The organism is Streptomyces sp. NPDC048442, from assembly GCF_040651475.1.
GTDB lineage: Bacteria > Actinomycetota > Actinomycetes > Streptomycetales > Streptomycetaceae > Streptomyces.
Map to the genome: position 1 here is coordinate 25,181 of NZ_JBEZKB010000021.1, position 15,425 is coordinate 40,605.

4 protein-coding genes are annotated in these 15,425 nt (G+C 73.9%); 1 reads left to right on the plus strand and 3 read right to left on the minus strand.

The features are described from left to right. Positions 1 to 18: 18 nt before the first annotated feature. From AB0D18_RS27600 to AB0D18_RS27610, 3 genes are read right to left on the minus strand one after another with little or no spacing between them, the layout of a single operon-like run. Entirely contained in the window at positions 19 to 1,218 is a 1,200-nt protein-coding gene (locus tag AB0D18_RS27600; RefSeq protein ID WP_362424035.1) for a dTDP-4-dehydro-6-deoxyglucose aminotransferase, read from the minus strand. 3 nt (positions 1,219 to 1,221) lie between these two features. Next, entirely contained in the window at positions 1,222 to 2,436 is a 1,215-nt protein-coding gene (locus tag AB0D18_RS27605; RefSeq protein ID WP_362424038.1) for a cytochrome P450, read from the minus strand. Continuing rightward, positions 2,433 to 3,692 (minus strand): acyltransferase, encoded by a 1,260-nt coding sequence (locus AB0D18_RS27610; RefSeq protein ID WP_362424041.1) that lies wholly within the window; start codon positions 3,690 to 3,692, stop codon positions 2,433 to 2,435. Before AB0D18_RS27610 ends, AB0D18_RS27605 begins: the two co-directional genes overlap by 4 nt. 494 nt (positions 3,693 to 4,186) lie before the next feature. On the opposite strand from AB0D18_RS27610, the gene AB0D18_RS27615 reads away from it, so the two are divergent. Beyond that, positions 4,187 to 15,415, plus strand: a complete 11,229-nt coding sequence (locus AB0D18_RS27615; RefSeq protein ID WP_362424043.1) for an SDR family NAD(P)-dependent oxidoreductase — start codon at positions 4,187 to 4,189, stop codon at positions 15,413 to 15,415. The last annotated feature ends 10 nt before the right edge of the window (positions 15,416 to 15,425 follow it).

Below are 15,425 nucleotides of genomic sequence, written 5' to 3' on the forward strand. Positions count from 1 at the left end.
GTGGGGTACGGACGGCGCTCACGCGGGCACCGTGGTGGTCCACATGGCGTCGATCTGCCGGCCGCGCTCCGCGGCGATCCGCACGATGCTGCACACCCGGCGGATGTCCTCGAAGGACACCGAGGGGCCGGTGGGGAGCGCGAGCACCCGCTCGGCGAGGCGCTCGGTGTGTTCGAGCCGGAGCGCGGGCTCGGTGCGGTAGGCGGGCATCAGGTGGCAGGGGGGCGAGAAGTACAGCTGGGGGAAGACCTTCTCGGCCTGCAGCAGGGCCTGCAGCCGGTCGCGGTGCAGCCCCGTGACGGCGCGGTCGGTGAGCAGGATCAGGTACTGGTGGTTGTTGCGTTCGCTCTCGTCGAAGGGCAGCACCTCCACGCCGGGCACACCGTGCAGCTCCGACCGGTAGAGGGCGTGGTTGTCCCGGTTGCGCTCGCGGGTTTGGGCGAAGGCGTCGAGGGAGGTGAGGCCCATGGCGGCCGAGCACTCGCTCATCTTGGCGTTGATCCCGACGGCGGTCACCGACTTGTTCCGGTCGATGCCGAAGTTGCGCAGGGCCACGAGCCGTTCGGCCAGCTCGCCGTCGTCGGTGGTCACCGCCCCGCCCTCGAAGGACATCACCGTCTTGGTGGCGTGGAGGCTGAAGACCTCCGCGTTGCCGAAGCTGCCGATCGGCCGGTCGCCGGAGGTGCAGCCGAAGGCGTGGGCGGCGTCGAAGAACAGTTTCACCCCGTGCTCCGCGGCGAGCTTCTCCAGCTCGACGACGGGCGCGGCCCGGCCCCACAGGTGCACGCCGAGGATGGCTCCGGTGGCGGGGGTGATGAGCTCCTCGACCCGCGCCGGATCGAGGCAGCCGGTGACCGGGTCGACGTCGCAGAACACCGGCTCAAGACCCACCCAGCTCGCCGCGTGGGGGGTGGCCGCGAAGGTCAGCGAGGGCATGATGACCTGCCCGGTGACGCCCGAGGCCCGCAGCAGCAGCTGGAGCGCCGAGGTGGCGTTGCAGGTGGCGACGCAGTGCCGCACGCCGGCCAGATCGGCGATGCGGCCCTCCAGCTCCATGGCCAGCGGACCGCCGTTGGTCAGCCAGTCGTTGTCCAGGGCCCATTCGAGGCGGGCCAGGAACCGGGCCCGGTCGCCGACGGTGGGCATGCCCACCAGGAGCGGGCGCAGGAAGGTGGCGGGACCGCCGAACAGGGCGAGGTCGGTGACGACGCGTTTCACGGCTCACCGCCAGCCGACGGGCAGCGCGACCGGACCCCGCATGAAGACATGACGCCATGTCAGTTCTTCGGTGGGGACGGCGAGTTCCAGGCCGGGGAAGCGTTTCAGGAGGAGGCCGAAGGCGATCTCCGCCTCCGCCCGCGCGAGGGCGGCTCCCAGGCAGTAGTGGATGCCGTGGCCGAAGGTGAGATGGCTGCCGTCGTTCCGGTCGACCCGGAAGGACTGCGGGTCCTCGAAGCGGGCCGGGTCGCGGTTGGCGGCGGCCAGGTTGATCAGGACGGTGCTCTGCGCGTCGATGGACACCCCGCCGATCTCGACGCTCTCCAGGCTGTGCCTGCTGGTCATCTCGATGGGCGCCATGTAGCGCAGCACCTCCTCCACGGCCGACCCCATCAGGGCGTCGTCCGCGCGCAGGCGGGCGAGCTGCCCGGGGTGGGTCAGCAGCAGGAAGGCCCCGGTGCCGATCACGTTGACCGAGGTCTCGATTCCGGCGACGAGCAGCAGGAACACCGTGGAGATCAGCTCCGCCTCGGAGAGGCGGTCCCCCGCGTCGCGCTGTTCGACCAGGGCCGACAGCAGGTCCTCGCCCGGCTCGTCGCGGCGTCGCCTGACCAGGGAGCGGACGCACTCGAAGAGGCTGCGGTACGAGGCGGCGTTGCGCTCGGCGAACGCCGGATCGCTCTCGACGACGTGCTGCGACCAGGTCTGGAAGTCCGTGCGGTCCTCCTCGGGCACGCCGAGCAGTTCGCACATGACGGTGAGCGGGAGCGGGCGGGCGAACGCACCCACCAGGTCCCCGCCGCCGGTGGCGGCGAATTTGTCCAGCAGGTCCTCGGTGATCCGCTCGATCCGCGGCCGCATCGCATTGATGCGCCGCACGGTGAACTCCCTGGTGACGAGCTTGCGCAGGCGGCCGTGGTCCGGCTCGTCGCTGCGGAACATGTTCCGCCGGAAGTACTCGCTCAGGTCGTCCGGGATGCCTGTTGCGGCCGAGAGGTCGATGTCCGTCTGCTGGGTGGGGTCGTTGCTGAGCCGGGGAGAGCTCAGCGCGGCCCGTACGTCCTCGTAGCGGTTCACGAGCCAGACGAGGGAGCCGTCGTAGAAGCGCACCCTGGTGACGGGGCGCTGTTCGAGGATGTCCCGGTAGGTCGCGTACTGGTCGGTGTGGAAGTGCTCGCCGGCCAGGTCGAGCACCTCGGGCAGGGGCGGCTGGTTCATGGTGTCCTTTCACCGGTGGGGGGCCCGGAACGCCCGGGGGTGCGGCGGGGCGCGCGGTCCCGGCGGGGAGTGCTCGCGCTGCGGCTCCAGCGGCGCATGGCGGGCAGTTCGACCGTGGTGTGCAGGAGCTGGGCGGCGGCCGCGCAGACGATGAACAGCGCGACCGCAAGACCGGTCAGCGGGAGCAGCCCCGGCCGGAAGCCGGCCGGGAGTGCGGCGAAGCAGGCCGTCAGGATCATGTGGTGCACGAGGTAGAAGGCGAAGGAGAGTTCGCCGAGCCGCACCACGAGGGGACGGCGGGCCAGCGAGGGGAGGTTCTCCCGGTCCCGGGTGGCGGCCGTGGCGATGAGCACGGCCAGCGGGACGACGGTGGCGCTCCCCATCGCCCACAGGTGGGGCGCCTTGGTGACCGCCGTCGTGACCCCGGCCACCGCATAGCCGGCGCAGCACAGGACGACGGCGAGCCGGCTGCTGACGAAGGCCCACATCCCGCGCCGTACGAGCAGGGCGAGCACGATGCCCAGCGCGAACTCCAGGAGGCGCACCGGGGGCGCCGTGTAGACCAGCCAGAACTGGGTCAGGCTGTAACCGGCCAGCGGCAGGGGCTCCCCTGGCAGCAGCCGGACCAGGTGGGGAACGGCCATGACCAAGGCGGCCAGCACGCCGGCGGCCGGCCACAGCCCCCGCCGCGGCAGCCGGCGCAGCGCCCCGTACAGGAACGGGAACATCAGGTAGAAGAACAGCTCGCAGGCGAGCGTCCACGAGATCGGGTTCACCGTGGCGGTGAGCGTCATGGACGGCACCCACGCCTGAACGAGCAGCAGGGCGGCGGCAGTTGTCGACACGGTCACGACGGTGCCGGTGACGAGCGCCAGGACCAGACCGGCCGACCAGGTCACCACGTGGCTGGGGTAGATCTTCACCGCCCGGCGCCGCCAGAACTGCCGGACGGTGTCGCCGGGGCGTGCCGCGTACGTCAGGACGAACCCGCTGAGGACGAAGAAGAAGGAGACGCCGACCGGCCCGGCGGGCAGCAGGAAGTACGCCAGGTCGCGCGAGGCGGCGTCGGCCTGCGGGCTGAACTGGCTCAGGGCGTGGCAGACGTACACCAGGAGGGCGGCGAAGAACCTCAGCCCGGTCAGCGACGGCAGCCGCTCCGCCTGGCTTCCGCGGCCGGTGGGTGCTTCGGCCCGGCTGCTGCGGCCGGCGGGTGTGTCGGCGCGGGAGGACTCGTGGGATTTCTGCGCGGATGTCAAGGCTCGCCGGCCCTTCCCTTGGTTGCCGATGCCCAGGAATTCGATCGCTGAGTACTGGAATTCCGTGTCGCGTACTGTCGGAAGCGAATGGAGGTTACCCGACCCGGTGGAATTCCGGTAGGCCGGTTCGAGAATTACTGGATCGGGTGCAGGCGGAAGACCTGTATCCGCTTTCTGCCGTTATCTTTCCGCAGGTCGGTTGAATTCAGCTACAGAGGAACTAGAGGGCTGCTGCCGGGGTGCTGGAATTCTTCCATGGGGGCGTCACATTAACGGCTCTGACCTGCGTCTTTTCTCCACTGCATCGGATTCTTCGCACAAAGATACCTTGGCCCGGATGGTTCGTTGATGTACGTTCAACAAGCCACTGATCAAAAGGTGAAAGATAGTTTCTGGCTTTGGCTCACGCACACCGCCGGGCAGGTCGCGGACGATGCGGTCGGGATTTTTGCGGGCCATGTTCTGCAAACGTGCGGACGACTTAGGAGTCGGGTGTGAACGGCAGCCCCATTCAGGGAAAGAACACTTCCGCTTCCGTCGGAGGGGTACCCCGGCCGTGGGTCCTGTCCGGGGCGGACGACGGGGCGCTGCGGGCCTGGGCGGGCCGGCTCCTCGCCCGCCTCCACGCCCAGTCGGACACCGACGCCGACGCCTTCGGTGCGGCGCTCGCCCGCCAGGACCGGCGTCTGCCGCGGCGGGCGGTGATCGTCGGCTCCTCCCGCGAGGAACTCCTCGAAGCACTGGCCGCCGTCGCCGACGGCGTCCCGCACCCGGCGGTGGTGCAGGGGCGGGCAGCAGGACCGGCGCCCGTCACCTTCGTCTATCCGGGCCAGGGCTCCCAGTGGCCGGGCATGGCCAGGGAACTCATGGACGAGTCCCCGGTGTTCGCCGCCGCGATCGCCCGGTGCGCCGAGGTCTTCGCCGCAGAGTCCGGCTGGTCGCTGACCGAAGCCCTCGACACCGCGGCCGCCCCCGGCGCGACGCCCCGGGTGGAGGTCGTACAGCCCGCCCTGTACGCGGTGAGCGCGGCCCTCACCGAACTGTGGCGCTCCTTCGGCGTCGAGCCCGACGCCGTCGTCGGACACAGCATGGGTGACCTCGCCGCCGCCCACGCCGCCGGGGGCGTGGAGATCCAGGACGGCGCCCGTGCGGTGGCGCTGTGGAGCCGGGAGCTCATGCCGCTCGTCGGCAGGGGCGACATGGCGTCGGTGGCGCTCAGCGCCGACGAGATCACCGGCCGGCTGGCCTCCTGGGGCCCGGACCTCGTCCTGGCCGGCATCAACGCCCCCCGCTCGGTGCTGCTGGCCGGAGCCACGGACACGATCGCGCGCTGCACGGCGCAGCTGACCGCCGAAGGGGTACGCGCCCAGGTGATCGGCGTCTCGATGGCCGCGCACTCCCCGCACATGGACGACGTCCTCGACGCACTGCGCACGGCGCTCGACTGGTTCACCCCCGGCGAGGGCACCGTCGCGTTCTACTCCAGCCTCACCGGCGACACCCTCGACACCCGCCGCCTGACGGCGGACCACTGGTGCCAGAACTTCCGCAACCGCGTGCAGTTCGCGCGCTCGGTGCGCGCCTGTGCCGAGGAGCGGGCGGGCGTGTTCGTCGAGGTGAGCCCGCACCCCGTCCTCACCGCCGCCGTGCGCCAGACGCTCGACGCGGCGGGCGCCGAGCGCGCGGTGCTCCCCACGCTCCAGCGCGGCCAGGGCGGGCTGCGGCGCTTCCTGCGCGCGGCGGCCGAGGCGTACACCCACGGCGTGCGGGTCGACTGGACGGCCGCCTTCGCGGACACCGGACCGGCCCCCCACACCGAACTGCCGGAACTCCCGCCCACCGCAGAGGACTTGGGCGCACCGCACGAGGGGGCCGCCGGATCCGCCCGGCCGGACCCCTTCCCCGTACAGGCGCCGCCGCACGAGATACGCCAGCGGCTGTCCCGCCTCGTGTACACGGAGACCGCCGCCGTCACCGCAGGCGGCGCCGAGGTCGCGGACGGCTCGCTCACCTTCGCCGAACTCGGGCTCGACTCCGTCCTCGCGGTGCAGCTGCGCGACCGCCTCGCGGCGGCCGTCGGCCGGGACATCGCCATCGCCACGCTCTTCGACCACCCGACCCCCGACGCTCTCACCGGGGCCCTCTACGACCTGCTGCGCCCGCAGGCCGCGCACCCGGGACCGGCCACCGGACCGGCCCCCGAGCGCCCCCGGCCGGGGGACGGCCACGCCGACGACGAGCCGATCGCCGTCGTCTCCATGGCCGTGCGGCTGCCCGGTGGCGTGCGTACGCCCGAGCAGTTCTGGGACCTGCTCTCGGGCGGGCAGGACGCCGTCACGGGCCTGCCCACGGACCGCGGCTGGGACCTGGAGGCGCTCTTCCACCCGGACCCGGCGCACACCGGTACGGTGCGCCAGCGCTCCGGCGGCTTCCTGCACGACGCCACCGGCTTCGACGCGGACTTCTTCGGCATCTCACCGCGCGAGGCGCTGGCCATGGACCCGCAGCAGCGGCTCCTCCTGGAGGTCAGCTGGGAGGCGCTGGAGCGGGCCAAGATCTCCCCCGACGCGGTGCGCTCCACGCCCACCGGGGTGTTCACCGGCGTCATCGCCCAGGAGTACGGCCCGCGCATGGCCGACGGCGGCGACGACGTCGGGGGCTATCTGGTGACCGGTACGACCACCAGCGTCGCCTCCGGGCGGATCGCCTACACCCTGGGTCTCGAAGGGCCGGCCGTCACCGTGGACACGGCCTGCTCGTCCTCGCTCGTGGCCCTCCAGCTCGCCTGCCGCTCACTGCGCGCGGGGGAGACGGACCTGTCCCTGGCGGGTGGTGCGACGGTGATGCCGACGCCCGGCATGCTCGTCGACTTCAGCAGGCTCGGCGCGCTCGCCCCCGACGGCCGGTGCAAGGCGTTCTCCGCCGAAGCGGACGGCTTCGGGATGGCGGAGGGCGCCGGCGTGCTCCTGCTGGAGCGGCTGTCCGACGCCCGCCGCCACGGCCACCCGGTCCTCGGCCTGATCCGTACGGTGGCCGTCAACCAGGACGGTGCGAGCAACGGGCTGTCCGCGCCCAACGGACGGGCCCAGGCCCGGGTGATCCGGCAGGCGCTCGCCGAGAGCGGGCTGCTCCCGGCCGACGTGGACGCCGTCGAGGCGCACGGCACCGGCACCCGGCTCGGCGACCCGATCGAGGGCCGCGCCGTGATCGAGGCGTACGGAGCGGGCCGCCCCGCCGACCGGCCGCTGTGGCTGGGCTCGGTGAAGTCCAACATCGGCCACACCCAGGCCGCCGCCGGCGTGACCGGCGTCATCAAAATGCTCCTCGCGATGCGTCACGGCACCCTGCCGCGGACCCTGCACGCCGACCGCCCCTCCACGGAGGTGGACTGGTCGGGCGGCCAGGTGCGGCTGCTGACCGAAGCGGTCTCCTGGCCCGACGCACAGCGGCCCCGCCGGGCGGGCGTCTCGTCCTTCGGCATCAGCGGCACCAACGCGCACGCCATCGTCGAGGCGGCGCCACAGGACTGCCTCGCGGCGGGCGAACGGACCACGGAGCCGGACCGGACAACGGAGCCGGACCGGACCACGGAGCCGGACCAGCCGGACGCCCCCGCCGCCCCCGCTTCCGCCCCCGTCGTGGTCCCGTGGGTCCTGTCGGCGCACAGCGGGGCCGCGCTGCGCGCGCAGGCCGGCCGCCTCGCCGCGCACCTGCGCGAGCACCCCGGACACACCCCCACCGACGTGGCGTTCTCGCTGGCCACCACCCGGGCGGCGGCCCGCCACCGCGCCGCGTTCGTACCGGACGCAAGCGCCGGGGCACTGGCCGTCCTCGACGCGCTGGCCACGGGCGACACTGAGGACGCCGTGGCCGGTACGGCCCGGCCGCAGGCCTCGCCCGTCTTCGTCTTCCCCGGCCAGGGCTGGCAGTGGGCGGGCATGGCGGTCCGGCTGTACGACACCTCACCGGTGTTCGCGCGCGCCATGGACGAGTGCGCCGCGGCCCTGGAACCGCACCTGGACTTCGCCGTCCTGCCGTTCCTCCGTACGGAGCACGCCGCGGCGGACGGCAGGACCGACGCCGACCTCTCCACCGACCGCGTCGACGTGGTCCAGCCCGTGCTGTTCGCGGTGATGGTGTCGCTTGCGGCGCTGTGGCGTTCCTGCGGTGTGGAGCCGGCCGCGGTGATCGGGCACTCGCAGGGCGAGATCGCCGCGGCCTGCGTCGCCGGAGCCCTCTCGCTCGACGACGCGGCCCGCCTCGTGGCCGTACGCAGCCGTGTCATCGGCCGACTGCGCGGCAGCGGCGGCATGGCCGCCGTCGCCACCACCGCCGCCGATCTGACCCATCGGCTCGCACGCTACGAAGGCCGCCTGGAGATCGCCGCGCTCAACGGGCCGCGCTCCGCGGTGGTGGCCGGCCCCGACGCCGACCTCCGCCACCTCGTCGCCGCCCTCGAAGCGGACGGCGTACGGGCCAGGCGCCTGCCCGTCGACTACGCGTCGCACACCGCGGCCATGGAGGACGCGCGCAACGCCCTGCACGAGGAACTGGGGGACATCGAGCCGCTGCCCGGCGGCGTGCCCTTCTTCTCCACGGTGACCGGCGACTGGGCGCGGCCCGGATCGCTGGACTGCGCCTACTGGTTCCGCAACCTCCGGGAGACCGTACGGTTCGAACCGGCCGTGCGGGCGCTCACCGAGCAGGGGCACCGGACCTTCATCGAGGTGAGCGCCCACCCGGTGCTCACCTCCGCCATCGAGGAGACCGGGCAGGAGGCCGGTGCGGACCCGGCCGTGACCGGGACCGTGCGCCGCGGCCACGGGGAGCCGGAGGACTTCGCCCGCGCCGTGGCGGCGGCGTGGACGGCGGGCGTACCGGTGCGCTGGGACTCGGTGTTCCTCGGCGTCCGGGCCCGCCCGGTCTCGCTGCCCACCGCGCCGTTCCAGCCGGAGCGCTTCTGGTGGGAGCCCGCGCCGGGCACGGACACTGGTGTGCCGGACGGCGCCGCCGACGCGCTCCGCTACCGCATCGACTGGCAGCGGACCCCCGCTCCCGAATCCACCCCCGAATCCACCCCCGAGGACCCGCGCACCTGGCTCGTCGTCCGGTACGACGGGGCCGCCGGCCCTGCGGCCCAGGCGGCGCGGACGTCCCTCGAAGCGGCCGGTGCGACGGCGGTCGACCTCGTGCTCTCCGGCGCGCCGGCGCGGGCGGAACTGGCGGAGAGCCTGTGCAGCGCCGCCGCCGGAGCCGACCGAATCGGTGTGCTGTCCCTGCTGGCCGTGGACGAGCGCGGCGACAGCGACGCCACCGTCGGCGAATTCACCGGGAGCCACGCCACGGGAGGTAACGCCACCCCCCTGGGCCTGCCGTCGCTCGGCGCCACCGTCGTCCTCGCCCAGGCCCTTGCCGACTCCGGTCTCGACGGCGCCCTGTGGTGCCTCACCGAAGGGGTCCAGGTCACCGCGGTCGACGAACGCCCCGGTGACCCCGCGCGGGAGGCCCTGTGGGGGCTGGGGCGCGTCATCGCCCTGGAGAACCCCGGTCTGTGGGGCGGGCTGATCGACGTGCCCGACGGTTCCACGGACGAGATCGCCCGCTCGCTCGCCGGGGTGCTGGCCGGCGGGAGCGGCGAGGACCAGGTCGCCCTGCGCGCCGACGGAGTGTTCGTACGACGCTGGAAGCGTGCCGCGCCCCGGCCGAGGACCGCACCGCACACCTGGGCGCCCACCGGTACGGCACTGGTCACCGGCGGCACCGGCGGCATCGGCCGCCATGTCGCCCGGTGGCTCGCCCGGCTCGGCGCCCCGCACCTCGTCCTCACCAGCCGCAGCGGCCCGAGCGCCCCGGGGGCCGACGAACTGGCCGCCGAACTGCGCGCGCTCGGCTCCGAGGTGACCGTCGCCGCGTGCGACATCACCGACCGCGACGCCCTGCGCGCACTCCTGGCGAGCCTGCCCGAAGACCGGCCGCTCACTTCGGTGTTCCACACCGCTGCCACCCTCGACGACGCCACGCTCGACGCCCTGTCCGGCGACCGGATCGAGCGGGCCGGCCGCGCCAAGGCCCTGGGCGCCAGGCACCTGCACGAACTCACCGCGGACGCGCCGCTGACCGCGTTCGTGCTGTTCTCCTCGTTCGCCTCCGCGTTCGGCGCACCGGGCCTGGGCTGCTACGCCCCCGGTAACGCCTACCTCGACGGCCTGGCCCGGCAGCGGCGCGCCGAGGGGCTGCCCGCGACCTCCGTGGCCTGGGGCACCTGGGCCACCAGCGGCATGGCCGAGGGCCCGGTGGCGGAGCGCTTCCGCAGGCACGGCGTCGTCGAGATGGCTCCACAGGACGCCCTCGCCGCCCTTCGCACGGCACTGGACCGGGCGGAGGTCTGCCCGATGATCATCGGTGTCGAGTGGGAGAACTTCCTGCTCGCGTACACCGCGCAGCGGCCCACCCGGCTGTTCGAGGCGCTGCCCGAGGCCCGGGACGCGCGGGAGGCCGCGCGCCGGGAGCACGGCGCGGTCCAGGCACCGTCCGGCGGCCTGGCGGACCTGCCGGCGGCCGAGCGCGGGCAGGCGCTCCTGGGCCTGGTGCGGCAGCACGCCGCAGCGGTGCTCGGGCACCGGGACCCGCAACGGATCGATCCGGGGCGGGCGTTCCGGGAGCTCCACTTCGACTCGCTGGCCTCGGTGGAACTGCGCAACCGGCTCACGGCCGCCACCGGCCTGCGGCTGCCCGCGACCCTCGTCTATGACCACCCGCACGCACGGGCCGTCGCCGCTTTCCTGGAGGCCGAGCTCTTCGGCGCTGCGGTGTCGGGGCCGGACCCGCGGCCGGCCGTCGGCGGCGCCCGGGACGAGGACGACCCGATCGCGATCGTGGGCATGGCCTGCCGGTTTCCCGGCGGTGTCAACTCCCCTGAAGGGCTCTGGGAGTTCGTCACTACGGACGGCGACGCGTCGGCCCCGGCGCCGGACGACCGGGGCTGGGAACGGCGCGGCGTGCCGAGCACCGGTACGGGCCGCCCCATGGGCAACTTCCTCGACGGGGCGGGGGACTTCGACCCGGCGTTCTTCGGGATCTCGCCGCGCGAGGCGCTGGCGATGGACCCGCAGCAGCGGCAGGTCCTGGAGGTCGCCTGGGAGGCCTTCGAACGGGCGGGCATCCTGCCGGAGACCCTGCGCGGCAGCGACACCGGAGTGTTCGTCGGCATGTCGCACCAGGGGTACGCGAGCGGACCGGTCGAGGGCCGGGACGAGGTCGAGGGCTATCTGCTCACCGGCAGCACCGCCAGCGTCGCCTCGGGCCGGGTGGCGTACGCACTGGGCCTGGAGGGGCCCGCGCTGACGGTGGACACGGCGTGCTCCTCGTCGCTGGTGGCGCTGCATCTGGCGTCCCGCTCGCTGCGGGACGGCGAGTCGTCGCTCGCGGTGGCGGGCGGGGTGTCCGTGATGGCGGGCCCGGAGGTGTTCACGGAGTTCGCGCGACAGGGCGCCCTGTCGGCCGACGGACGCTGCAAGGCGTACTCCGACGACGCCAACGGTTTCGGCATGGGCGAGGGCGTGGGCCTGGTGGTCCTTGAGCGGCTCGCCGATGCGCGGCGCAAGGGGCATGAGGTGCTGGCTGTGCTGCGGGGGAGTGCGGTGAACCAGGACGGGGCGTCCAATGGTCTGTCTGCGCCCAGTGGTCCGGCGCAGCAGAGGGTGATCCGTCGTGCGCTGGAGACTGCGGGTGTGTCTGCGTCTGATGTGGATGTGGTGGAGGGGCACGGTACGGGTACGGTGCTGGGCGATCCGATCGAGGCGCAGGCGCTGCTGGCGACGTACGGGCAGGGCCGTGAGCCTCAACAGCCTTTGTGGCTGGGCTCGTTGAAGTCGAACATCGGTCATGCGCAGGCTGCTGCCGGTGTGGCCGGTGTGATCAAGATGGTGCTGGCGCTGCGGCACGAGACGCTCCCTGCGACCCTGCACGCGGACGAGCCGTCGTCGCACGTGGACTGGTCGTCCGGTGGCGTGGAGGTGCTGCGCGAGGCACGCGAGTGGCCGGTGGTGGCGGGCCGTCCGCGCCGGGCGGGGGTGTCGGCGTTCGGTGTCAGCGGGACGAACGCGCATGTGATCGTCGAGGAGCCACCCGCAGCGGATCGCCAGGCGGTGGTCTCGGCGGGTGTGCTGGACGCTGCGGGTCTCGTACCGCTGGTGCTGTCCGCCCGTACGGAGACCGCCCTGGCCACCCAATCGCGCCGTCTTGCAGCACACTTGACGCTCCATCAGGACACCCGGCTGCCGGAGGTGGCCCGGACTCTCACCGTGGCACGGCAGACCTTCGACCGGCGGGCCGTGGCCCTCGTACGAGACATCGCGGACGCCGACGACATCCTGCGCGCCCTCGCCGAGGGCCGCCCCACGTCCCGCGCCGTCACCGGTGTCGGTGGTGGGCGGCGCCGGGTGGTGTGGGTGTTCCCCGGCCAGGGTTCGCAGTGGGTGGGGATGGGTCGCGGTCTCCTCGAAGTCCCGGTGTTTGCGGAGGCGTTGGCGGAGTGCGACGCGGCGCTTGCCGAAGTGGCGGGGTTCTCGGTCGTGGACGTGGTCCGCGGCGCGGAGGGCGCTCCGTCGCTGGAGCGGGTGGAGGTCGTGCAGCCGGTGCTGTTCGCGGTGATGGTGTCGCTGGCACGGCTGTGGCGGGCGTGCGGTGTGGAGCCGGACGCGGTGGTCGGGCACTCCCAGGGCGAGATCGCTGCGGCCTGCGTCGCGGGCGCGCTGTCGCTGGAGGACGCGGCCCGGGTGGTGGCCCTGCGGGCCCGTGCGCTGGTCGAACTGCGCGGCCACGGCGCCATGTTGTCCCTCCGCCTGGGCCGTGCGGAGGCGGAGGAGCTGCTGCGTACCGCCGCGTCCGGCGCACCGGGACGGGCGCCGGACCTGGAACTGGCCGCCGTCAACGGCCCCGACGCCGTCGTGGTGGCCGGTGACCCCGAAGCGGTGCACCGCCTCCAGGAGCACTGCGAAGGTGCGGGCATCGACGCACGGGTGCTCCCCGTCGACTACGCCTCCCACACCTCCCACGTGGAACGCCTGCGGGACGCGGTCCTCGCACCGCTGTCCGGCATCACTCCCCGTACGCCCGACATCCCCCTCTACTCCACGCTGCGCGGCGCGTTCGCCGAAGGACCCGACCTGGACGCCTCCTACTGGTACGAAAGCCTGCGCCGCACCGTGGAGTTCGAGGCCGCGATCGGGGCGCTCGGGACGGCCGGGCACGACGCGTTCGTCGAGGTGAGTCCCCACCCGGTGCTGAGCGCCGGCATGCAGGACACGCTCGGCGACACGAGCACCGTGGTCGGCTCCGTCCGGCGCAGCGACGACACACCCGCACGCTTCCTGACCTCCCTCGCCGAGGCGCACGTGGGCGGCGTCGCCGTGGACTGGGCTGCCGTGCACGGCAACGGCGGCCCGGCAGGCCCGGCGGACCTGCCGACGTACCCCTTCGACCACGAACGCTTCTGGCTGCTGCCCGACGCGGCCGGGCCCGCCCGCGCGGCCGACGGATGGCGCTACCGCGTCGGCTGGCAGGAGACCACCACCGGCACCACCACCGGCACCACCACCGGCGCCACCTCCGGCGGCCCGGCCGGACGCTGGCTGCTCCTGCTGCCCGCCACGACGGACGGCCACCGGGCCGAACTCCCCTGGTACGACGCCGCGGCCACCGCCCTCGCCGAACACGGGGCCGTACCCCACAAGGTCACCGTCCCGCTCGGCGATCCGCACGCGACGACCGCCGCCGTCCGCGCCGCCCTCGCGGACCAGGCCGAGTCCGGCGCGTACGCGGGAATCCTCTCGCTGCTGGCACTCGGCGGCACGGACGCCGGTACGGATGCCGGTACGGGTGCCGATACGGACGCCGGTACGGACGCCGGGGCCGAGGCCACCCTCGACCTCCTGCGCGAACTGGCGGCGGCGGACACCGCGGTGCCCGTCTGGCTGGCGACGTGCGGCGCCGTCGGCACCGGCGCCGACGACCTGGTGACCTGCCCGGCAGGCGCACAGGTGTGGGGCCTCGGCCAGAGCGCCGCGCTCGAACGCGGCGCGCACCACACCGGCCTCGTGGACCTGCCGCAGGAGGCGGACGAAGCCCAACGGGCGCTGTTCGCCCGCGCGTTGACCGGAACGGAGGACCAGATCGCGGTCCGGTCGCGCACCGTGCTGGCACGCCGGCTGCTGCCTGCCGCGCCGGCCACGGACCGGGCCCCGAAAACGGACCTGGCCCCCGCCGCCGCGGAGATCTCCGTACCGCAGGGGACCATCCTCGTCACCGGCGGTACCGGCGGCCTCGGCGCGCTCACCGCACGCCGCCTCGCCGCCCGGGGCGCACAGCACCTGGCACTGGTCGGCCGCCGGGGCGGGGAGACGCCCGGCGTCGCCGCGCTGGTCGCCGAACTCACCGCCCAGGGCGCCCGGGTGACCGTCCACGCCTGCGACGTCGGCGCGAGCGGGGCCGTGGCCGCGCTCGTCGACGGGCTCCGCGCGGACGGCGCGAAGATCACCGGCGTGGTGCACGCGGCCGGGCTGAACCAGCAGACCGCACTGAAGGACATGACCCGCGAGGAGTTCCGGGAGGTACGGGCCGCCAAGGTGCGCGGTGCCCGGAACCTGGAGGCAGCCTGCCCCGACGCGAGCCTCTTCCTCCTCTTCTCCTCCGGCGCCGCCGCATGGGGCAGCGCCGGGCAGGGCGCGTACGCGGCGGCCAACGCCTTCCTCGACGCGTTCGCCCAGCACCGCCGCGCCCGGGGCCTCGCCGCCACGTCCGTGGCCTGGGGGCTGTGGGCGGAAGGCGGCATGACCGACGACGCGCAGGCCGTCGCCCGGCTCAGGGACCAGGGCGTACGCCCCATGCCCGCGGACCGGGCGCTGGACGTACTCGAGACGGTGCTGGCCGGCGGCGAGAGCGCCGTGGTCGTCGCCGACGTCGACTGGCCGCGGTTCACCGAGACGTACGCGGCGCTGCGGCCGCGCCCCCTGCTGGACGCGTTGCCGGGGGCAGGGGCAGGGGCAGGGGAGGCCGCCGGCGCACCGGCGAAGCCCGCCGCGGGGACCGCGCTGCGGGACCGGCTCGGCGGCCGGCCGCCGGCCGAGCAGCACCACGAACTGACGCACCTGGTGCGGTCCCACGCCGCCGCGGTCCTGGGACACGAGGACCTGCGCGCCGTGGCCGTGGACACCGCCTTCCGCCAGCTCGGCTTCGACTCGCTGGGCGCCGTGCGCCTGCGCAGGGAACTGAGCGCGGCCACCGGGCTCGCCCTGTCCTCGACGCTGGTCTTCGACCACCCCAACGCCGCCGCGCTGGCGGACCACCTGCGGTCCGAGCTGTTCGCGGACCGGCACGGGGCCGGGGGCGCAGGGGCCGTCGGGGGCACGGAAGGCGCCGTCGCGGCGGCGCTGGGCGGACTGGACCGGCTGGAGACGGAACTCGCCCACGTGTCCGGGCCGCAGCGCGCCGAACTGGCCCGCCGCCTCGACCGCGTACTGACCGCCCTGCGCACCGGTGCCCACGGCGCGAACGGTGCGACCGGCGCGAACGGTGCGACCGGTACGAACGGCGCCGGTCACGACGGGGATCCGCACACCGAGTCCTCCGGCGAGCCGGATCTCGCCGAGGCCGGATTCGACGAACTGATGGAGGCCCTCGGCCGCGAGCTCGGTGACAACGGACACTCCACGGCGAACAGGTAAGGACAGAACA

What these genes read in the sequence shown, in the direction of transcription:
- AB0D18_RS27605 (WP_362424038.1), bottom strand. Translation starts at nt 2,436, where the DNA reads ATGAACCAGCCGCCCCTGCCCGAGGTGCTCGACCTGGCCGGCGAGCAC.